We start from the raw sequence: 18477 nt of genomic DNA on the forward strand, positions 1-18477 counted from the left end.
GGTGGGGCGATCCGTCATCCGGCGGGGGTGAAGCGGGACAGGTCGTAGATGCCGAGCGCCTTCTCGATGTCGGCGACCTGGTCGACCACGCCTTCGAAGCCGCGCGGCCCGAAACGCCGGTGCTCTTCGTCCTCGAAGACCTCGGCCAGGCGGAGGAACTCCTTGGCGGGCACGACCTGACGGAAGGCGGGGAACACCACCGTGTCCTCCCGCGCCTCGTGCGGCTCGTACATGCGGACGAACGCCGCCATGTCGGCGACCAGGGTGTGGGCGGCCCTGGCCCCCCTGGTACGCCGGGTGGCGGTGAGGATGCGCCCGGTCAGCTCGCGTCCTCGTCGGTGTTGCAGCTGCAGGACCGAGACGGTGCCGGTGAGCCTGCCGGCCTCGCGCAGCCGGGGGAAGACGTACTTCTCCTCCAGCTGCTCGTGGTAGTCCTCGATGAAGCCGCGGATGATGCGGGCGGCGGCGTTCAGCGGCTGCGCGGGCACCCGGTCGCCGCCCTCGGCCCGCCGGATGCCCTCCCGGTAGACGAGCAGGAGACGCTTCAGCACGCCGTGCTCGCGCATGAGGTCCTCGGGCGGAGTCACCTCCGCCTCCCGTTCGGGGGCTCGCGGCGCGGCCGCCGCCGCGGGGGCCGCGACGGTCACCGCCCCCGCGAGGGCGGCGGACATGCCGAGCAGGTCGCGGCGGCGCACCGCCGGTGAACCACGATCGTCCACGCCGTCTCCGTCCTCGCCCGGTCGTCGGGCGCCGCCCGCGTGCTCGTACGCGATCGGAGACTCCCCCGTACGGCCGGACGCCACGCGGCGGCGCGGGTAAACGCTTCGCCCGGCGATCCGGTCACGCGACCGGCGAGCGCGGCAAGGCTGTCCTGCTCCGACGGGACTGCCGCGGCCGGGCCGGGGATGCTCCAGTGGATCCGCCGCGCGTGGCCGCCGAACTGTGGCCGCCGAAATCGGGGCGGGCTTCGCCGGCCCTGTCGCGCAGGGTGATGACGTCATCGAACCGGCGACCGCGCAGCGAGTGCAGGTGGCGGGGCCGCCGGTCGGCGATGTCGATGCCGTAGCGCTCGCGCAGCACCTGTACGGCGTGCGGGTGAACTCGTGGTCCGGGCCGGCGGTGTGATGGCGCGGCAGAGCTTCGGCGATCGGTGAGCGGGCGGTGTTTCCGGTGCTGGAATACTGCCGAAGGGGCCATGCCGGGCCGCACTCGCGGCGTACGCGAAGCGGGCGGCGGGCTGGCGGTGGTGAAGCATGGCGGCGACCGGTCATCATCGAGGTTCGAGGTGGAGGAGTGATCGTGGTGGACAACGGTCCGGCGAGGTCGATCCGTGATCTGCTGCGGAATCTCGCGGTCTTCGACACCGAACTGCCGGAGTTCGACGTCGACGCCGCGCCGTCCGATCCGGTCGCCCTTTTCGTGGAATGGCTGACTTCGGCCGTGAAGGCCGGGGTGCGCGAACCGCACGCCATGTCGCTGGCGACGGCCGACGCCGCCGGACGGCCTTCCTCCCGCATGCTGATCTGCAAGGACCTCGACGCGGACGGCACCTGGTTCTTCGCGACGAGCGCGGGCAGCCGCAAGGGCCGCGAGCTCGCCGGCAATCCGTACGCCGCCCTGTGCTTCCACTGGCCCGAGCAGGGCCGTCAGGTCCGGGTGCGGGGCGTGGTGGTCCCGGCGGGCGCCGAGCGCTCCGCCGCCGACTTCCTCGCGCGTTCCCCAGGCGCCCGTGCCGACGCCCTGACCGGCCGCCAGTCGCAGGTCCTGGACGACCCGTCCGCCCTCGACGACGCGCTCCGCGCGGCGCACGCCGAGATCGAGGCCGACCCCGGGGCGGTCGCGCCGGGATGGACCCTGTACGGCGTCCGCGCCGGCGACGTGGAGTTCTGGCAGGCGGACCGCGACCGCCGCCACACCCGTCTGCGCTACACGCGTCAGGAGTCCGGCTGGGCGCGGCACCGCCTGTGGCCCTGAGACTGCCGGAACCCCTCGTCACTGGAGGTCGCCATGGCGGGCACGCCGTCCCGCCCCGGACAGGGGCCGCTGAAGCGGCGGCTGGGCCCGGCCGACGCCGTGGTCATCGGGCTGGGTTCGATGATCGGCGCCGGAGTCTTCGCCGCTTTCGCCCCGGCGGCGCGCGTGGCCGGGTCCGGGCTGCTGCTCGGGCTGGGGGCGGCGGCGGTGATCGCCTACTGCAACGCGACCTCCTCGGCCCGGCTGGCCGCGCGCTACCCCGCCTCCGGCGGCACGTATGTGTACGGGCGGGAGCGGCTGGGGGAGTTCTGGGGCTACCTGGCGGGGTGGGCGTTCGTGGTCGGCAAGATCGCCTCCTGTGCGGCGATGGCGCTGACCGTCGGCTCCTACGTGTGGCCGGAGCAGGCCCACGCGGTGGCGGTGGCGGCCGTGGTGACGCTGACCGCGGTCGACTACGTGGGGATCCACAAGAGCGCCTGGCTCACCCGGGTCATCGTCGGAGTGGTCCTCGCGGTGCTGGCCGCCGTGGTCGTCGCGGGCCTGACCTCCGCCGCCGCCGACCCCGCGCGGCTGGGCGCCGGAGCCGGCGCCACTCCCGGCGGGGTGCTGCGGGCGGCGGGCCTGCTCTTCTTCGCCTTCGCCGGATACGCCCGCATCGCCACCCTCGGTGAGGAGGTCCGGGATCCGGCGCGGACCATCCCCCGGGCGATCCCGATCGCGCTGGCGGTCACCCTGGTCGTCTACGCGGCCGTCGCGGTGTCCGCGCTCGCCGTGCTGGGCGGCGCGGGCCTCGGGAACGCGGCCGCCCCCCTGGCCGCCGTCGTGCGGGAGGCCGGGCATCCCGGCCTGGCCCCGGTCGTGCGCGCGGGCGCCGCGCTGGCCGCGCTCGGTTCGCTGCTGGCGCTGATCCTCGGGGTGTCCCGCACGACGCTGGCCATGGCCCGTGACCGGCACCTGCCGCACGCGCTGGCCGCCGTCCACCCCCGCTTCACGGTGCCCCACCGGGCCGAGCTGGCCGTCGGCGCGGTGGTGGCGATCCTGGCCGCCACCGCGGACCTGCGCGGCGTGATCGGGTTCTCCTCCTTCGGCGTGCTGGTCTACTACGCCATTGCCAACGCCAGTGCCTGGACCCTCACCGCGGCCGAGGGACGCCCCCCGCGGGCCGTGCCCGCCCTCGGCCTGGCCGGGTGCCTGATCCTCGCCTTCGCCCTGCCGCCGTCCTCGGTGGTCTCCGGGGCAGCCGTGCTCGCCGCGGGCGCCGCCGTGTACGCCCTGCGCAAGGCCGTCTGAGGAATCGCGGCCTCGGCCACCAATCGGACGGCCGGTCCGGCGTCTCGCCGTACCTGCAGCTCGTCCAGCAGGTGCGGCACGCGCTGCGGCCGGCCCTGCTGCGTGAGGGTGACCAGTTGCCGACCGTCAAGGACGTGGTGGCCCGGCTGGCGATCAATCCGAACACGGTGCTCAAGGCGTACCGGGAACTCGAGCACGAAGGCCTGGCGGCCGCCCGCCCGGGGGTGGGGACGTTCGTCACCCGGACGCTGACCGACGCCTCCCTGGCCGCGCACGGACGCCTGCGTCAGGACCTGCGCCGCTGGCTGGCCAAGGCCCGGCTGGCCGGTCTCGACGACGAGAGCATCGAGGCCCTGTTCATGACCACCTTCCGGGCCGCCTCACAGGAGGACATCGCGTGAGCGCCGTCCTGCCCGCCCGGGGCCTGGGCAAAGAAGTACGGCAGGCGGACGGCAGCCGCACGTGGGAAAGCACGGCCCGACGATAGACGAGAGCGCAGGGAGCCGATCAACCGGTTTATCCCCCGGCGGCCGCCCCTGCCCGCCCCGGGCCCTAAGCCGACCTCACGGCCGAGCTCACGGCCGCCGCCGGAACGGGGCGAGCGTGACGCGCGCGAGGTCGGCGGCGCCCCAGTCGGGGTCGAACTGGGCGATCACGGCCAGGTGCTGGCGTAGCTGGAGGATCGGCATGCGTTCACGCCAGTCGCGGTCGAGCCCGGTCAGCTCGGCGTACACATCGAAGAACACCTGCGCCTCGGGCGGCGGCGCCGTCGTCCACAGGTGGGCCAGATCGACCTCGGCCCACATGTACGACACGGCCGGGTCGATCAGCGCGGGACGCCCGTCGGGGGTGGCCATGACGTTCAGCGCCCACAGATCGCCGTGCGTCAGGCACGGGGGCCTGACCGGCAACAGCTCGGGCAGCCGGTCGCACAGCCGCTCCAGCGCCGTCCGGTCCGCGGTGTCGAGCGCCTCCCGGACGCGAGGCTCGCCGAGCCAGCGCAGCAGGCGGTGCTGGGCGAAGAACTCGAACCCGTCGTCATCCCAGGTGTTGACCTGCCGGCGGCGGCCCAGCCAGTTGTCCCGGTGCCATCCGAATCGGGGGTATCGCGTGGTGGTGTGCAGGTGGGCGAGCGCATGCGCGAACCGCTCCCAGAAAGCCCCGGTGTCCGGCCGGGGCCGCAGCACGGACAGCACGAGCAGGTCGCGGTCCACGTCGATGATCTCGGGCGTGGCGATGCCGCCCGCCTCGCGCAGCACGGTGAGCCCTTCGGCCTCCGCGGCGAAGGCGTCGTCCGACGGCGGCTCGCCGAACGCCTTGACGAACACCGACGTGCCGTCACCGCGGCGCGCGAGCCCCGCGGTCGCGGCGAGGCCTCCAGTGGCCGGCTCGACCGCGACGACGTCGGTCAGGCCGGCCGCGTGCAGGCGTTCCAGCAGGAACGACGTCGCGTCTGTCACGGATGTGCTCCTTCGGTCCCCCCGGACCCGGACGTGGGCACCCGGAGCCGATCAACCGGTTCTTCGCGCGGGCCGCCGCCGGGCCCGCGCGCACCGGCCGGCCTGGTTCCGATCACGGCGGTCGCGTCCAGCTCGTCGTCGCGCGTCAGGCGGGCGGCCAACCCGGCGCGGGCGACGGCCTCGGCGGTCCGCTCCGCCTGGCCTCCGCTCGTCTCCACCAGCAGGTGTCCGCCCGGCGCGAGCCAGCCGCCCGCCTCGGCGACGACCCGCCGTACGACGTCGAGCCCGTCCGCGCCGCCGTCGAGCGCGACCTGCGGCTCGTGCACGCGTGCCTCCGGCGGCAGCAGCCCGATCGCGTCGGTGGGCACGTACGGCGGGCTGGCGACGATGACGTCCACCCGGCCGCGAAGGGCGGCCGGCAGGGCCGCGTACAGGTCGCCTTCGTACACGGTGCCCACCGCCGTGCCGCCCGCCGGGGCGAGGTTGCGGCGGGCACAGCGTACGGCGGCGGGGTCGACGTCCACGGCGTGCAGCTCGATCGGCCCGGCGACGGCCGCCAGCGCCGCGCCCATCGCACCCGAGCCGCAGCACATGTCGACGACGACGGCGCCCGGCCCGGCGAGCGCGGCGGCCTGGCGGACCAGGAACTCGGTGCGCGGCCGGGGCACGAAGACCCCCGGGTCGACGGCCAGCCGCAGCCCGCAGAACTCCGCCCACCCGAGGACGTGTTCCAGGGGCAGGCCGGCGGCGCGCCGGTCCACCATGTCGTCGAGTTCGGCGGGGGTACGCGCGGCGGAGGCCAGAAGACGGGCCTCGTCTTCGGCGAACACGCATCCGGCGGCCCGCAGCCGGGCCACGATCGGAGGAAGAGCGGGGGAGAAGGACAGTGACAAGGGGAGAGCCTTTCGGTGTGCCGAGGGCGCTCCCGCGGTCGCCTTGCCTCTACGCGACCGTACGCACGGGATGAGGGGAGCACCCGACCAGTTCAGCGGTAATGGGGCTCACCTCCTCGCGTCGTCGCCGCCGTGATCGGCACCCTACACCAGAGCGCCCGTTCACCCGCACGGGGCGGCGTCGATGAGAGCGAGGTCGAGGGTGCGCAGGCGCGCGGGGTCGGCGATCACGTCGATCTCGGCGATCCGCTCGCCCTCGACCTTCACACGGAGAGCGAGCAGCAGCCGGCCGCGCGGCGCCACCACGATGCCGACGGCGCCGTTGACGAGCGCCGGCTCGGCGAACCGGGCCCGCCGGCCGAGTACGACGGTCTCCCGCGCGACGGCCCGCGCCCCGCGCACCACCGTCGGCGTGCCCGCGGGCACCGCGGCCGCGTCGGCCCGGCGCACCACTCCGGGCGCCAGCACCGCCATCAGCGCCTCCAAGTCGCCCTCGCGTGAGGCGGTGAGAAAGGCGTCCACGACGCGCCGGTGCCGCGCGGCCCGCGCGCCGACGGTCCCGGGCCTGCCGCGCAGCCGGTGACGTGCCCGGCTGGCGAGCTTCTTGGCGGCCACGGGCGACCGCCCGACGATGGGACCGATCTGGTCGAACGGCACGGCGAACACGTCGTGGAGCACGAACGCGATCCGTTCGGCGGGAGTCAGCGTGTCCAGCACCACGAGCAGCGCCCGGCCCACGGCGTCGGCCAGCACCGCCTCCTGCTCGGGGTCGCCCGCGTCGTCCGCCGTCCGGTCGCCCCACACCTGGTCGTACGGCCACGGCTCGGCCTCCTCCCGGCGCGCGGCGCGGGCGCGGAGCATGTCGAGGGACACGCGGGAGACGACCGTGGTCAGCCATCCGCCGAGGTTCGCCACCTCGCCGACGTCGGAGCGGCTCAGCCGCAGCCAGGTCTCCTGGACGGCGTCGTCGGCCTCTCCCGCGACGCCCAGCATGCGGTGGGCGACCGCGCGCAGATGAGGACGGTATGTCTCGAACAGCTCCGCCATGTCGTGCTCGCCCATCGGTCACCTTTCCCCCGTGCCGTCTCGTCATCTCCATGACGTACACGAGGAAGGAGAAGTGACAGGTGTTTTCACTGCTGCATGTCGATTCCAGCGCGAGTCTTCCGGGGGATTCGGTCACCCGGCGGCTGACGGCGTCGTTCGCCGAGGCCTGGTGCCGGCGGCACGGCAGGGACGGGTACCGGTACCGGGATCTGGCGGCCGACCCCGTGCCGCTGGTGTCCCACGCCTACACGACGCTCGGCCGCCGGGTGGAGCGGCACGGCGTCGTCCCGCCGGCGCGGGTGGCCGCGATGACCGCCGACCCGGCCGAGGAACGCGAATGGGCACTGACACTGCCGCTGATCGACGAACTGCTGGCGGCGCGCACCGTGCTGATCGGCTGCCCGATGTACAACTTCACGGTGCCCGCCGCGCTCAAGGCGTGGATCGACCGGGTGACATTCCCAGGGGCGTACGTCGATCCCGCCACCGGAGACAGCCGCCTGCGCGGCACGACCGTGATCGTGGTCACCGCCCGGGGCGGCGCCTACGGCCCCGGCACCCCGCGGGAGGGCTTCGACTTCCAGACGCCCTACCTGCGCGCGTACCTGCGGAACCTGGGAGTGGCCGAGGAGAACCTGCACGTCGTGCAGGCCGAGATGACCCGCGCGGGGGACGTCCCCGAGCTGGCCCGCTTCCGTGAGCTGGGTGATCGGTCTCTCGCCGACGCGTTCGCCGCGGTGCGCGTGCTGGCCGGGAGCGTGGAGATTGATCGGGCCTACGCGCGGGCCCTAGGATCACGCCCGTGACGTTCACGTTCTTCTTCCACCTCCGCTAGCCGCCGTCGGCGAAGCGAGGATCCGCCCGTCGCCGACGAGGCGGGACGGCGGGGTGCCGTCCCGGGCTGACGCGGGAGAAGAACGATCACGATGCGCGCACGCGCTGTCACTCTCACCGCTCCGCGTCCCAGCGCTCCCGCCGTCCCATGACGGCGGTGAGCCTGGTGGCGCGGTGCGTCCACGGGCTGGAGCCGACGGTCGCCGCCGAGATACTGCGGCTCCGGCTCGGCACGATCACTCACATCGGGCATCGCGAGGTGCACTTCCGCGCGTCGCGGTCCCCCGCGCCGCGCGGCCTTGCACTGGGTCTGCGCACGGCGGACGACGTGTTCCTGCTGGCCGCGCAGGGCCCCGACGCCGGCACGTCGCGGAAGGGGGCCGCCGCGCTCGCCGGCCTCGCGGACGCCGCCGACCTCGCCGCGCTGGCGCGGCTGCGCCACGACCACGGCGGTCCCGGCGCGCTCACCGGCGTCGAGGTGTCGGCGTCGTTCCTCGGCAGGCGCACCTTCACGAGGTACGACGTGGAAGACGCGGTCGGGCACGCCCTGGCCGCCCGCCTGGGGGTCGGCTACCACTCGCGGCGCGGCGGCGGCGCGCCGCCGCCGGGGCACAGCGGCTGGCGGGTCACCCTCGACGGCGAGCGGGCCACGCTGCTGCTGCGGATCGGCGAGCGCCCCCTGCACCGGCGGGCGTACAAGCGGCGGTCCGTCCCGGGGACCCTGCATCCTCCGCTCGCCGCCGCCATGGTGGCCATGGCCGGTGTCGAGCCCGGGGACACGGTCGTCGATCCCTGCTGCGGCGCGGGGACGCCGCTGATCGAGGCGGCCCGGCAGCGGCCCACGGCTCGTCTGCTGGGGTTCGATCTGGCCTGGCAGGCGGTGACGGCCGCGCGGGAGAACGCCGCGGGGCTGCCCGTCGCCGTCGCCCGGGCCGACGCAGGCCGTCTGCCGGTGCCGGACGGCGTCGCCGACCGCGTGCTGGCCAATCCGCCCTGGGGTGGCCAGGTCGCCCCCGGAGGCCTGCTCGCCGCGTCCGCCGGACGATGGTGGGCCGAGGTGCGCCGGGTGCTCGCGCCCGGCGGGACCGCCGTGGTCCTGCTCCCCGGCGTCGCCGAGCTGCCGCTCGGCATCCGTCACGGCCTCACGCCCGTGCACCTGCAGCGCGTACGGGTCGCGGGGGCGGAGACGTTCCTCGTCCGATGGACGGCGCCCCGGGCGGGCTGAGGGCGCTGCCGTGCGGGCGACGTGACGGGGCGGAGGCGGGGAGAGGAGTGGGCCGGCTTTCAACTCTTCAAGCGCGAAGGGCGTCGATCAGGGCATCAACGGCGGCGAGCGCGGCGGCCGTGTCGAGTCCCGCGCGGGAGACCAGGGAAAGGCCCTGGACGGTGAACAGCAGTAGCTGCGCCTGGGCCTCGGGGGCGGCGGCCTGGGTGACCTCGCCGCCGGCCTGCGCGCGCCGCAGGGCGTCGGCGACGATCTGGGTGAAGCGGGCGTGCGAGCGGGCGACGATTTCGCGGGCCTCGGCATCCTGCGGCACGAGTTCGGCGGTGGTGTTGCCGATCATGCACCCTTGCGGAACGCCGGCCTCCGAGGCGTACTCCTGCGCCCGGGCCGGATTGGCGAGCACCTCGCGCAGCGCCGGCAGCACCGGCCCGGCCTCCAGTGCCGCGACCAGCTGGCGCTCGTAGGTGTCCCAGTACAACTGGACCGCGGCCAGGTAGAACTGCCGCTTGTCGCCGAAAGCGCCGTACAGGCTGCCCCTCTCCAGGGCCAGCGTGTCGACGAGGTCCTGAACGGAGGTCGCTCCGTAGCCCCGCGACCAGAACAGGAGGAGCGCGCGCTCCAGGGCCTGATCTTTGTCGAATGCGCGGGGGCGTCCTGTCCGTGCCACACCCCCAGGCTAGGACTTTTTGACCGCCTGCACAAAAAGCCGTACGGTGAGGGCTGACCGACTTATTGAACGACCACACGGAAGTCGGCGGCGCGAGCGTGCCGCCGGACGAGAGGCAGGACCACGTGGACTTCGAGGGAAAGACGGCACTGATCACCGGATCGGGTGCCATCGGCGGGCTCGGACACGCGACAGCGAGGATCCTCGCCGCCGGCGGGGCCAACGTGATCGTCACCGGCACCGACCCGGACCGCGGCGCCCAGGTCGTGGACGACGTGCGGAGGAGAGCGACCGGCGCCGTACGCTTCGTTCCCGCCGACCTGGCCGACCCACGGGCCGTGCAGCGGCTGGCCGAGGACGCCGGGGCGGTGGACATTCTCGTCAACAACGCGGGCGTCGTCCCCTTCAGCGCGACCGCCGACCAGGACATCGCCGACTACGACGCCGCCTTCGCGGTCAACGTGCGCGCACCGTTCGTCCTGGTCGCCAGGCTCGCACCGAAGATGGCCGCCCGCGGGGGCGGCAGCATCGTCAACGTCAGCTCCACCGCCGCCGGCCTGGGCATGCCGCCGATGGCGGTCTACGGTGCGACCAAGGCAGCGCTCGAGTCCCTGACACGCACCTGGGCGGCCGAGTTCGCCGCCTCGAACGTGCGCGTCAACGCCGTGTCGCCCGGCCCGATGACCACCTCCAAGGTGGTGGCGGCCATGGGACCGGACCTCGGCGGCATGGGACTGACGACCGCGCTCAAGCGCACCGCCGACCCCGCCGAGGTCGCCCAGGTCATCGCCTTCATCGCCGGCGACCGGGCAAGCTACGTGACCGGTGCCGTCGTGGCCGCAGACGGCGGCCGTACCGCCATCTGACCCCGAGCGCCTGCCAGGCCCGCGTCCGCAGCGAGGAAGCCGGCCCCCGGCGGGTGTCCCGTGATGACGAGGGATGGCCCGTCATCGTTGCCGGACCACCGTTACCAGAACCACCTTGGCGTGAGTGAGAGGAAATGAGTTCAATGGGTCGTCTTGAGGGAAAGCACGCACTGATCACGGGCGGGACGAGCGGCATCGGGCTTGAGACCGCCCGCGAGTTCCTCGCCGAGGGAGCGACTGTCGCGATCACCGGCCGCTCGCGGGAACGGCTGGATGAGGCCGCCCGGCAGCTGGACGGCCCGCTGCTGCCCATCCTCAGCGACGCCGGCGATGTGCCCGGCCAGGCGGCACTCGCGGCGCGGCTGCAGGAGGAGTGGCCGCGGCTCGACATCGTGATGAGCAACGCCGCCGATGTCACCCATCTCCCGATCGAGGCATGGACAGAGGAGGCATTCGACAGGCTCGTCGCCACCAACCTCAAGGGGCCGTTCTTCCTGGTCAAGGCCTTGCTGCCGCTCTTTTCACGGCAAGCCTCGGTCATCCTTGTCGGCTCTGTCTCCGCTTTCATCGGGCATGAGAACGCGGCAGTCTACGGTGCCGCCAAGGCAGGCCTGCTGTCCTTTTCTCGTGGGCTGACCTATGAGCTGAAGGACCGGGGCATCCGGGTCAACGGGCTGAGCCCCGGGCCGACCCTGACGGACACGTTCAAGTCGCTCGGTCCCGAGCGACAGGCCGCCATCTACGACGAACTCCGGCAGACCGTGCCCCTCCATCGCATCGGCACCACCACCGAGCTGGCGAAGGCGGCGGTCTACCTGGCCTCTGACGAGTCCGCCTACACCGCCGGCACCGTCCTGCGCGTCGATGGAGGCATCGGAGAACTCGCCTACTAGACACTGCCGGCGCCGGGAACCAGTGCGACCTTTCCCGCGAAGTCCGTCACGAAAGGGCCTCGTGATTGGCCCAGACGACCTTGTAGGGGTACCGCGACTGCCAGCGCCGGATGAGCTCCTCAGCGCCGGGCACCGTGAAGACCGCGTTCAGCGCGTCCAGGTCGGCAAGCCCGAGTTGCACGATCGCGCTGGCAACGAAGACGGGACTGTGGTCGTCTGCCGGCACGCGGATGTGGCGCCGGGCCGACAACGTCTGGACGTGGCCGGACCCCAGCATCAGGTTTTCGATGTCTTTCAGGTATTGATCCAGCTCGGCATCGGGGATGGGCTGATCGAAGGAGACAATCATCGTGTGGTTGAGCACGAGCCCATCCAAACAGCGCAGTCGGCGCGGAGTCCAAGACCGACTGGGCACCGGGCGATAACCTACAGGAATGGTTGAGCTGGAGACGCGCGAGCTCGAGTACTTCGTCGCGGTCGCGGAAGAGCTGCACTTCGGCCGCGCCGCGGTGCGCCTGTCGATCGCGCAACCCGCGCTGTCGAAAGCGATCCGGCGCGTCGAGGCCCGGCTCGGCGTGAGGCTGCTCGCGCGTTCGAGCCGACACGTCTCGCTCACGGCAGCGGGGGAGGCCTTGCTGCATCACGGCCGCCATGCGCTGAACGCGGTCAGCGCCGCGGTGCAGAAGGCGCGGCAGGCCGGTGACGCCGACGCGCATCTGCGACTGGTGATCAAACCGGGTGGCGACGCGAACCTGTTGTCGGGGATCCTCACCGCGTACGCCCAGCAGCCTGACGCGCGCCGGGTCGACATCCTCTTCGGCGGCGCCACCGACCGCGCCGACTACCTGCGCGACGGCAGGGCCGACGTGGCACTTCTGTACGCGCCGTTCGACGATCTCACGCGGTTGGCGTACGAGACGCTCCACGTCGAGGACCGCGTCGCGATTCTCCCCACCGATCACCGGCTGGCCTCGCGCGACGAACTGCGGCTGGCCGATCTCGAGGGGGAGACCTTGCCGCGCTGGAAGGGCGTGCCGGGCGGCGGTACCGGGCCTGAGCTGGTGGACGTGCCCCAGATGATCCAGATGATCGCGCTCGGACGCACGATCGCGATACTCCCGCGCTCGCTCGTGGAGCCCGTGCCGCCGGGACTCGTGTGCGTTCCGGTGGCCGACGCCCCCGCCAGCCGGATCGTCCTCGCCTGGGCGGAGCCGGACCGCCGCCCACTCGTCGCCTCGTTCGTGGCGGCGGCGCTCGCCGCCACGGGCAGGCGCCGCCGCCCGACGCCCTAGCTTGCAGAGAACCCGGGCTCGTCGCCGGCGCTGAGCCGGATCACCGGCATCTGCGTGGTGGGTGGTGGGCGGCCGCCAACTCGGTGATCAGCCGGTCGAGGTGGGCCGCGAGACGGGCGGCGGGGCAGGATCAGTCGCGCCCGGCTTCCCGCGCCGTACGCTCCAGCCGGTTCCGGTAGCTCTCCCACCACGCCCGGTCCCCGGAGGGCAGGTTGAGGTTCCCGTCCCGCAACCCGGCCACCCCGTCGACGAGTTCCCTGACGATGTCGGCGTGACCGGCGTGCCGGTTGGTCTCCGCGATCACGTGCACCAGGATCTGGTGCAGGGTCACCTCGCTCCGCTCGTCCGGCCACCACCGCACGCGACCGGTCGCTTCGAGCGCCAGTGCGGCGATCGTGGCGTCCGAGTGCTGCCATACCCGCCGGTACAGGTCGACGATGTCGTCACGCGACTCGTCCGCGGTCGCCCACATGTCCGCGTTGTCTTCGGCGTCGTCGGCCATCCACGGCAGGGCTTCGCCGTACGGCCGCCCGAACGTCTCGCCGAAGTAGCCCGCCTCCACCCCGGCGAGGTGTTTGACGAGCCCCAGGAGATTGGTGCCCGTCGGGGTCAGCGGGCGGCGGATGTCATATTCGGCCAGTCCGTCGAGCTTCCAGAGCACAGCGTCGCGGGCGGCTTGCAGATAGCGGTGCAGATCCGTCTTCGGTCCCGGTGTGGTCATGCCGGCAGTCTTCCAGCGGGTGCCGGGGGTCCGCACCGGTGTTTTTCCGGACCCGGTGTCGCTCCGGGACACCCGGGGTGACGCCGTCTCCGGCCGGTCCTCATCCATACGGCGCCCGGGGCGTCGCGCCGGCGATGGCCGGCCCGCTCGGCGGGCTCCCCATCAGTGACCGGCCGGGTCGGCGAGACGCATCAGGTTTCCTTCGGGGGTTCGTGGTGGGCGCGGCCGGTCAGTCCGGCCGCGGTCTGTGTGAGGTGCCGGGCCAGTGCCTCGGCCGCGGTGTCGGCGTCGCGGGCCAGCGCCGCCTCCTCCAGCCGGCGGTGCTCGCCGACGTGGTCCCGGCCGGGGGCACGGTGCGCCGAAAAGCGGCGAGCCAGCTCACTGGCGGTCCACAGCCGGTCGACGGTCTCCAGCAGGACGGGATTGCCGCACCCCTCCAGCAGCGTGCGGTGGAAGACCCGGTGGGCTTCGGCCCATGCGCTGCTGTAGTACTCGCCCTCCTCAGGCACGTACGCCGGGGTGCGCGCCAGACGGTGGTGAGCGGCTCGGACGCGGGCCTCCCAATCGACGTCGCCACGCTCGATCGACATGCGCAGCACGACCGGTTCGATGGTCCGGCGGGCCTCCGCGATCTCCTGCCAGCGGCGGTCGGAGAAGGCCGGGACGGCGAAGCCGCGGTTGGGCAGCCGGTCGGCGAGGCCCTCGCCGACCAACCGCACCAGCGCCTCGCGCACCACAGCGAGGCTCACGCCCTGTTCCTTGGCGAGGTCCTGGGGTTTGAGGGCGTCGCCGGGGGCGTGGTCCCCGCGCATGATCGCCTCCCGCAAGTGTGCGTAGACCTGCTCGGAGAGCATCTGCTTTCCCGGCGGAACCGGGAGAGGGGCCGTCTGGGTCATGCGAACAGCATAGACGATTCGATAAATAATCGATTATTGCTGTTATAGTCGATGCGTGCGGTCGAGGAAGGCTCGGCAGTGCCTCTGCGCGAGGCTGCGTCGGCCGCATCACCACCACCCACACCAGGGCCTGAAAGGAACGACGCGATGAGCGCCAACGACCCCTTCGCCCGCCTCCCCGAGGCGGCCTCCTTCACCGTCACCAGCACCACCGTCAGCGACGGTGCCCCCTGGCCGCCCGAGCAGTTCTCCTCCGGCGTCCCCGGCGGGAAGGACATCTCCCCGCAGCTGTCCTGGAGCGGCGCGCCGGAAGGCACCAAGAGCTACGCCGTCACCGTCTACGACCCCGACGCTCCCACCGGGTCCGGGTTCTGGCACTGGGCGGTCGCCGACATTCCCGCCACCGTCACCGAGCTGCCCGAGGGCGCCGGCGACGACACGGGTTCGGGCCTGCCCGAGGGCGCCTTCCAACTGCCCAACGATGTCCGCGCGGCCCGCTTCATCGGCGCCGCGCCGCCGGCCGGGCACGGCCCGCACCGCTACTTCATCGTGGTGCACGCCCTCGACGTCGAGTCCATCGGCGTGCCGGCCGACGCCACCCCGGCCCTCCTCGGCTTCACCATGTCCGGCCACACCCTCGGCCGCGCCGTCCTGACCGCCACCGCCGAAACCCCGGTCTGACGGAGGGCGTGTCCGGACTCGTCGGCACCACAGCGAGGTAACTCCGCACCGTGCCGGGCTCCAGCGCAAGAGCGCCCGGCACGGCACCTCTTCTGGAAAAGCCGACAACCTGGAGCTCAATGTGGGAGTCCCCGCATTAGGCCCTGCTGCCTTTGTGTGGATTTTCTCCGGGACATGGTCAACGGACATAATCGACCCGTTGATCGCCGAAGAGGAGAGGCAAGTTTTATGGCGGACCGGCAAAGCATCTTACGGACCGGCCGGGCAATGGCGGTGGCTACCCTGGTTTCCCGGATCACCGGATTCCTCCGTACGCTGGCGCTGGTCGCCGCCCTCGGACTCGGCACCCGCCTGCTCGACGCCTACACCGCCGCCAACGTCACTCCCAACAGCATCTATGAACTGGTGATGGGCGGAGCGGCCGCGAGTGTGCTGGTCCCGCTGCTGGTTCGCAGCGCGGCTGACGACGACATCGACGCGGATTTGTTCACGCAGCGGCTGCTGTCCCTGGTGCTTTACGGGCTCTCAGCGGTCGTCATAGTGACGATCATCGCCGCTCCGCTCATCGTGAATTTGACCGTTCCCGGGTTCAGCCTCGCCCAGCGTGAGCTGGCCGTCGATTTCACCCGGATCTTCGTGCCCCAGATACTCTTCTACGGCATCAGCGCGACACTCGCTTCGATCCTGAACGCTCGTGGCCGGTTCGCCGCTCCGATGTGGGCTCCGGTGGCCAACAACCTGGTCGTCATCGCCACCGCCGGGACGTTCCTGCTGGTCGGCGGGACCGGCCGGATGGAAACGCTGACCCAGGGCCAGATGCTGCTGCTGTCGATCGGCACCAGCGCCGGAGTCGGCGCCCAGATGGCCGTCCTGGCGGTGGTCACCCGACGGGCCGGTTTCCCGCTGCGGCTGCGCGCCAACCCCCGCGGCATCGCGGTGCGCAGGATCGCCGCGATGGCCGGATGGACCATCGCGTCGGTGACCGCCGCACAGATCGCGCTGATCGTCGTCAACGGTCTCGCGTCGCAGGCGGGGCCGGGCGCGGTCAGTGTCTTCTCCAACGCGTACACCTTGTTCCAGCTGCCGTACGCGGTCATCGCGGTGACCGTGATCACCGGCATGCTGCCTCGCATGAGCCGGGCGGCAAGCGAACGCGACCTGTCCCAGGTCACCGCCGACCTGTCCCAGAGCCTGCGGTTGACCGGCGTGGTGCTGCTTCCCGCGGCCGCCGCGCTCGTCGTGCTCGGCCCGCATCTGACCACCTTGCTGTTCGCGCACGGGAACGCCTCACCCGGCGCGGCCCATCTCACCGGCGTCGTGCTGGCCGCCTATGGGCTGGCACTGGTTCCGTTCGCCGGCTACCAGATCATGTTGCGCGTCTACTACGCCCTCGGTGACACGCGCACGCCGGCCCTGATCAGCGTCGCGGTCTCCGCCGCTCTCCTCGTCAGCGGCTTGGCCGCTGCGCGGCTTTACCCGGGCACGGATATGGTGATCGCCCTGGCCGGATGCACGGCCATCGCCTACGCCTTGGGATTCGTGATCACTGCACAGCTGCTGCGGCGTCGACTCGGCCGCATCGACGGCCATCGCCTGCTCAGCTCTCATTCGCGGATGCTGGCGGCTGCGGTCGGCGCCGGGCTCACCGCAGCGGTTGTCGCCTCGGGTCTCGGCCGGGCCGTGGGTGAGGGACCGGGCGGTTCGCTCGCCGTTGTCTGCGCCGCGACAGCCGTCGGCGCCTGTCTTTATGCATTGATCGCCCGCCTTCTCCGGATCAGCGAGCTCACCTCCCTGACCGCGGGATTGAGCATCACCCGCACCTGATCAAAGTGGCCCGGGATTCCCGAGGGCCGCAGGAGACAGGGTGCGGGTCCCATCGGTCGGCCCGCACCACCGCCCGCTGCCACGCCTGCTTCGATGCCGCCAGGCCGGCCGGTGTTCCCGGCCGACCGGCGCGCCCCACCTCCGGGCGACGCGCTCCCCGTCACCTCGCGGTGAGTGGTCAGGTGATGGTCAGCGTGGTCACCCCTGTCGCGCCGGTGAAGCCGGTGGTGAGGCACTTCAGCAGCCCCGGCTGGGGGAGGGTGATGAGCTGCACCGCCGACTGGCCGGCGAACGGACCCGAGATGACCGTGCCGGTGAACGTGGTGACGACCTGCCCGGCCACGGCGGTGCTGCTGCCGGCGCCCTCGATGACGCTGGCCTGCCCGGTGTTCCAGGTGACGGTCCGCGCGCCCTGGAAGCCGTCGAGCAGGTCGTTGCAGCCGGCGGACATGCTGAACTGCTCGTCGTACGATCCGCCCGTCACCTCGCCTCCGCCCAGGCAGGAGGTGAATCGACCGGTGGTCGTGATCTCGAAGGTGCGGGGCTGGAAGATCACCCCGGGGTCGTAGGCGTCGGACTCGGTCCCCTGGCACTGCACCAGCGCGGACGACCTCGCCTGGGCCGGGTTCGCCGCGGCCGGTGTCACCACGGTGAGGGCCGCTACGACGGCCAGGGCCAGTGAGGGCGCCCGGACTCTCCTTCTGGCCATGATGTGTCTCCTCGTGTGATGCGGTAGGCCCCGGCTCGCCCGCCGTGTCGCCCGGGCGGAGAAGAATGACTCTTGCGCAAATAGAGGGATCGCTTGTTGAGTAAAATGGCGTGCGATTCCCGAGCTGTCAATAAACCTGCCTATTTACGTTCTTTCCGCAGGGCTGATGTGACAGGTAACACCGCCGAGTCGGCCCGGCGGGGGCGAGCGGTGAGCTGGGCGGGACATGGCCGCCGGACTATGTCCGGCAGCTGATGCGATTTCAAGGTCACAGGTGACGCATGCCTCACTCGCACGTCATATCACTCTCGGTGTGCATTCAATTACTTTCAGTAGGCGGCAAGGTGGTGGTCACCGTACTTGGGGCGTTGGGTACGGGCGGTCATCTCTTGGCCGAACAGCGGACGGCGACGTGATCGTAGGCCGGTCAGGCAAGGCGATCCGCCGTTGACGAACCCCCGGGAATACGCCCCGAGGCAGAGCGAAGGCGAGGTGGCGGGTGCATCTGACCCCGCATGAACAGGAACGCCTGATGATCCATGTGGCCGCGGACGTAGCCCGTAGACGCAAGGAGCGGGAGGTCCCCCTCAACTACCCGGAAGCGGTCGCGCTGATCACGGCGCACGTGCTGGAGGCGGCCCGGGAAGGCAAGTCCGTGCACGAGCTCATGTCCACCGGCAACGAAATCCTCTCCCGGGACGACCTCATGCCGGGCGTCGCGGAGATGATCTCCGACCTCCAGATCGAGGCCACGTTCCCTGATGGCACCAAGCTGGTCACCATCCGCGACCCCTTCGCGGACGACGAGGGAGACGGGGAGAAGGACACGAAGGAAGCGCGGACGCAGTCGCTGATTCATCCGGGGAAGATCGACCATCCGGAGGGCGCCACGCAGGTGCCCTTCAACGAAGGTCGCGAGATCACGACGGTGACGGTCACCAACACCGACGACCGTCCCATCCAGGTGGGCTCGCACTACCACTTCTACGAGGCCAACCCCCTTCTCGACTTCGAACGCTCCGCCGCCTACGGCAAGCGCCTGCACATACCCGCCGGGAGCTCGGTCCGGTTCGAACCCCAGTGCACCCGGACGGTGAAGCTCGTGCCCATCGAGGGTGAGCGCATCGTCGCCGGCCTGCGCGGCCAGGTCGGAGGGCGACTCGATGGATGAAGCCCCGGACGCATCGGCCGACACTGCAGCAGAC

General features: G+C 72.0%; 21 protein-coding genes. 12 read left to right on the top strand and 9 right to left on the bottom strand.

What is annotated here, in order from left to right; genetic code table 11:
- Positions 1 to 14: 14 nt before the first annotated feature.
- Positions 15 to 719, bottom strand: coding sequence for a hemerythrin domain-containing protein (locus ACQPZZ_RS19305; RefSeq protein ID WP_432933938.1), 705 nt, complete (start codon positions 717 to 719; stop codon positions 15 to 17).
- 223 nt (positions 720 to 942) lie between these two features.
- Between ACQPZZ_RS19305 and ACQPZZ_RS19310 the strand changes: the two genes are divergently transcribed.
- From ACQPZZ_RS19310 to ACQPZZ_RS19325, 4 genes are all read left to right on the top strand, one after another.
- Complete coding sequence (locus ACQPZZ_RS19310) at positions 943 to 1125, top strand: hypothetical protein (protein WP_432933940.1); 183 nt, start codon at positions 943 to 945, stop codon at positions 1123 to 1125.
- Positions 1126 to 1299: 174 nt separating this feature from the next.
- Positions 1300 to 1974 carry a pyridoxine/pyridoxamine 5'-phosphate oxidase gene (locus ACQPZZ_RS19315; protein WP_432933942.1) on the top strand — a complete coding sequence of 225 codons (675 nt, stop codon included), beginning with the start codon at positions 1300 to 1302 and terminating at the stop codon, positions 1972 to 1974.
- 33 nt (positions 1975 to 2007) lie between these two features.
- Positions 2008 to 3264: an APC family permease gene (locus ACQPZZ_RS19320; RefSeq protein ID WP_432933944.1), complete on the top strand. Its 1257-nt coding sequence runs from the start codon at positions 2008 to 2010 to the stop codon at positions 3262 to 3264.
- 53 nt (positions 3265 to 3317) lie between these two features.
- Positions 3318 to 3665: a GntR family transcriptional regulator gene (locus ACQPZZ_RS19325; RefSeq protein WP_432934447.1), complete on the top strand. Its 348-nt coding sequence runs from the start codon at positions 3318 to 3320 to the stop codon at positions 3663 to 3665.
- A 174-nt stretch (positions 3666 to 3839) separates the two neighbouring features.
- Here ACQPZZ_RS19325 and ACQPZZ_RS19330 read toward each other — a convergent pair whose 3' ends face one another.
- The 3 genes from ACQPZZ_RS19330 to ACQPZZ_RS19340 all read right to left on the bottom strand — a co-directional run bounded on the left by ACQPZZ_RS19330 (position 3840) and on the right by ACQPZZ_RS19340 (position 6679).
- Positions 3840 to 4724 (bottom strand): fructosamine kinase family protein, encoded by an 885-nt coding sequence (locus ACQPZZ_RS19330; RefSeq protein WP_363637770.1) that lies wholly within the window; start codon positions 4722 to 4724, stop codon positions 3840 to 3842.
- A complete protein-coding gene (locus ACQPZZ_RS19335) occupies positions 4721 to 5617 on the bottom strand; it encodes a putative protein N(5)-glutamine methyltransferase (protein WP_432933946.1) in 897 nt (298 codons plus the stop codon). The genes ACQPZZ_RS19330 and ACQPZZ_RS19335 overlap by 4 nt, the downstream gene beginning before the upstream one ends.
- Before the next feature lie 162 nt (positions 5618 to 5779).
- Positions 5780 to 6679 (bottom strand): sigma-70 family RNA polymerase sigma factor, encoded by a 900-nt coding sequence (locus ACQPZZ_RS19340; RefSeq protein WP_432933948.1) that lies wholly within the window; start codon positions 6677 to 6679, stop codon positions 5780 to 5782.
- A 65-nt stretch (positions 6680 to 6744) separates the two neighbouring features.
- On the opposite strand from ACQPZZ_RS19340, the gene ACQPZZ_RS19345 reads away from it, so the two are divergent.
- The gene (locus ACQPZZ_RS19345) at positions 6745 to 7470 is read left to right on the top strand and encodes an FMN-dependent NADH-azoreductase (RefSeq protein WP_432933950.1); all 726 of its coding nucleotides are present in this window, start codon (positions 6745 to 6747) and stop codon (positions 7468 to 7470) included.
- A gap of 176 nt (positions 7471 to 7646) precedes the next feature.
- Positions 7647 to 8723, top strand: a complete 1077-nt coding sequence (locus ACQPZZ_RS19350; RefSeq protein ID WP_432933952.1) for a methyltransferase domain-containing protein — start codon at positions 7647 to 7649, stop codon at positions 8721 to 8723.
- A gap of 67 nt (positions 8724 to 8790) precedes the next feature.
- On the opposite strand, the gene ACQPZZ_RS19355 is transcribed toward ACQPZZ_RS19350, so the two are convergent.
- Positions 8791 to 9390 (bottom strand): TetR/AcrR family transcriptional regulator, encoded by a 600-nt coding sequence (locus ACQPZZ_RS19355; protein ID WP_432933954.1) that lies wholly within the window; start codon positions 9388 to 9390, stop codon positions 8791 to 8793.
- 65 nt (positions 9391 to 9455) lie between these two features.
- On the opposite strand from ACQPZZ_RS19355, the gene ACQPZZ_RS19360 reads away from it, so the two are divergent.
- Both ACQPZZ_RS19360 and ACQPZZ_RS19365 read left to right on the top strand, forming a co-directional pair.
- On the top strand, positions 9456 to 10256 hold the full coding sequence (locus tag ACQPZZ_RS19360; protein WP_432933956.1) for an SDR family NAD(P)-dependent oxidoreductase: 801 nt from the start codon (positions 9456 to 9458) through the stop codon (positions 10254 to 10256).
- A gap of 143 nt (positions 10257 to 10399) precedes the next feature.
- Positions 10400 to 11149, top strand: coding sequence for an SDR family oxidoreductase (locus ACQPZZ_RS19365; RefSeq protein WP_432933958.1), 750 nt, complete (start codon positions 10400 to 10402; stop codon positions 11147 to 11149).
- 46 nt (positions 11150 to 11195) lie between these two features.
- On the opposite strand, the gene ACQPZZ_RS19370 is transcribed toward ACQPZZ_RS19365, so the two are convergent.
- Positions 11196 to 11513, bottom strand: coding sequence for a hypothetical protein (locus tag ACQPZZ_RS19370; protein WP_432933960.1), 318 nt, complete (start codon positions 11511 to 11513; stop codon positions 11196 to 11198).
- A 70-nt stretch (positions 11514 to 11583) separates the two neighbouring features.
- Between ACQPZZ_RS19370 and ACQPZZ_RS19375 the strand changes: the two genes are divergently transcribed.
- On the top strand, positions 11584 to 12441 hold the full coding sequence (locus ACQPZZ_RS19375) for a LysR family transcriptional regulator (protein ID WP_432933961.1): 858 nt from the start codon (positions 11584 to 11586) through the stop codon (positions 12439 to 12441).
- Between the two features lie 130 nt (positions 12442 to 12571).
- Here ACQPZZ_RS19375 and ACQPZZ_RS19380 read toward each other — a convergent pair whose 3' ends face one another.
- Both ACQPZZ_RS19380 and ACQPZZ_RS19385 read right to left on the bottom strand, forming a co-directional pair.
- Positions 12572 to 13162, bottom strand: coding sequence for a DinB family protein (locus tag ACQPZZ_RS19380; protein WP_432933963.1), 591 nt, complete (start codon positions 13160 to 13162; stop codon positions 12572 to 12574).
- A gap of 191 nt (positions 13163 to 13353) precedes the next feature.
- Positions 13354 to 14058 carry a GntR family transcriptional regulator gene (locus tag ACQPZZ_RS19385; RefSeq protein ID WP_432933965.1) on the bottom strand — a complete coding sequence of 235 codons (705 nt, stop codon included), beginning with the start codon at positions 14056 to 14058 and terminating at the stop codon, positions 13354 to 13356.
- A gap of 147 nt (positions 14059 to 14205) precedes the next feature.
- Between ACQPZZ_RS19385 and ACQPZZ_RS19390 the strand changes: the two genes are divergently transcribed.
- Positions 14206 to 14739 (top strand): YbhB/YbcL family Raf kinase inhibitor-like protein, encoded by a 534-nt coding sequence (locus ACQPZZ_RS19390; RefSeq protein ID WP_432933967.1) that lies wholly within the window; start codon positions 14206 to 14208, stop codon positions 14737 to 14739.
- A gap of 174 nt (positions 14740 to 14913) precedes the next feature.
- A complete protein-coding gene (gene murJ / locus ACQPZZ_RS19395) occupies positions 14914 to 16563 on the top strand; it encodes a murein biosynthesis integral membrane protein MurJ (protein WP_432933969.1) in 1650 nt (549 codons plus the stop codon).
- A gap of 178 nt (positions 16564 to 16741) precedes the next feature.
- On the opposite strand, the gene ACQPZZ_RS19400 is transcribed toward murJ, so the two are convergent.
- A complete protein-coding gene (locus ACQPZZ_RS19400) occupies positions 16742 to 17272 on the bottom strand; it encodes a hypothetical protein (protein ID WP_432933971.1) in 531 nt (176 codons plus the stop codon).
- A gap of 499 nt (positions 17273 to 17771) precedes the next feature.
- On the opposite strand from ACQPZZ_RS19400, the gene ACQPZZ_RS19405 reads away from it, so the two are divergent.
- Positions 17772 to 18443 carry an urease subunit gamma gene (locus ACQPZZ_RS19405; RefSeq protein WP_432933973.1) on the top strand — a complete coding sequence of 224 codons (672 nt, stop codon included), beginning with the start codon at positions 17772 to 17774 and terminating at the stop codon, positions 18441 to 18443.
- Positions 18444 to 18477: the final 34 nt, after the last annotated feature.

Origin of the sequence: Microbispora sp. CA-135349 (genome assembly GCF_050947365.1) — a bacterium.
In the GTDB taxonomy this organism is placed as follows: Bacteria; Actinomycetota; Actinomycetes; order Streptosporangiales; family Streptosporangiaceae; genus Microbispora.

Coding starts and splice junctions, on each gene's coding strand:
- ACQPZZ_RS19320 (WP_432933944.1), top strand. CDS start 2,008: ATGGCGGGCACGCCGTCCCGCCCCGGACAGGGGCCGCTGAAGCGGCGG.
- ACQPZZ_RS19340 (WP_432933948.1), bottom strand. CDS start 6,679: ATGGGCGAGCACGACATGGCGGAGCTGTTCGAGACATACCGTCCTCAT.
- ACQPZZ_RS19350 (WP_432933952.1), top strand. CDS start 7,647: ATGACGGCGGTGAGCCTGGTGGCGCGGTGCGTCCACGGGCTGGAGCCG.
- ACQPZZ_RS19365 (WP_432933958.1), top strand. CDS start 10,400: ATGGGTCGTCTTGAGGGAAAGCACGCACTGATCACGGGCGGGACGAGC.
- ACQPZZ_RS19375 (WP_432933961.1), top strand. CDS start 11,584: ATGGTTGAGCTGGAGACGCGCGAGCTCGAGTACTTCGTCGCGGTCGCG.
- ACQPZZ_RS19380 (WP_432933963.1), bottom strand. CDS start 13,162: ATGACCACACCGGGACCGAAGACGGATCTGCACCGCTATCTGCAAGCC.
- ACQPZZ_RS19385 (WP_432933965.1), bottom strand. CDS start 14,058: ATGACCCAGACGGCCCCTCTCCCGGTTCCGCCGGGAAAGCAGATGCTC.
- ACQPZZ_RS19390 (WP_432933967.1), top strand. CDS start 14,206: ATGAGCGCCAACGACCCCTTCGCCCGCCTCCCCGAGGCGGCCTCCTTC.
- murJ (WP_432933969.1), top strand. CDS start 14,914: ATGGTCAACGGACATAATCGACCCGTTGATCGCCGAAGAGGAGAGGCA.
- ACQPZZ_RS19400 (WP_432933971.1), bottom strand. CDS start 17,272: ATGGCCAGAAGGAGAGTCCGGGCGCCCTCACTGGCCCTGGCCGTCGTA.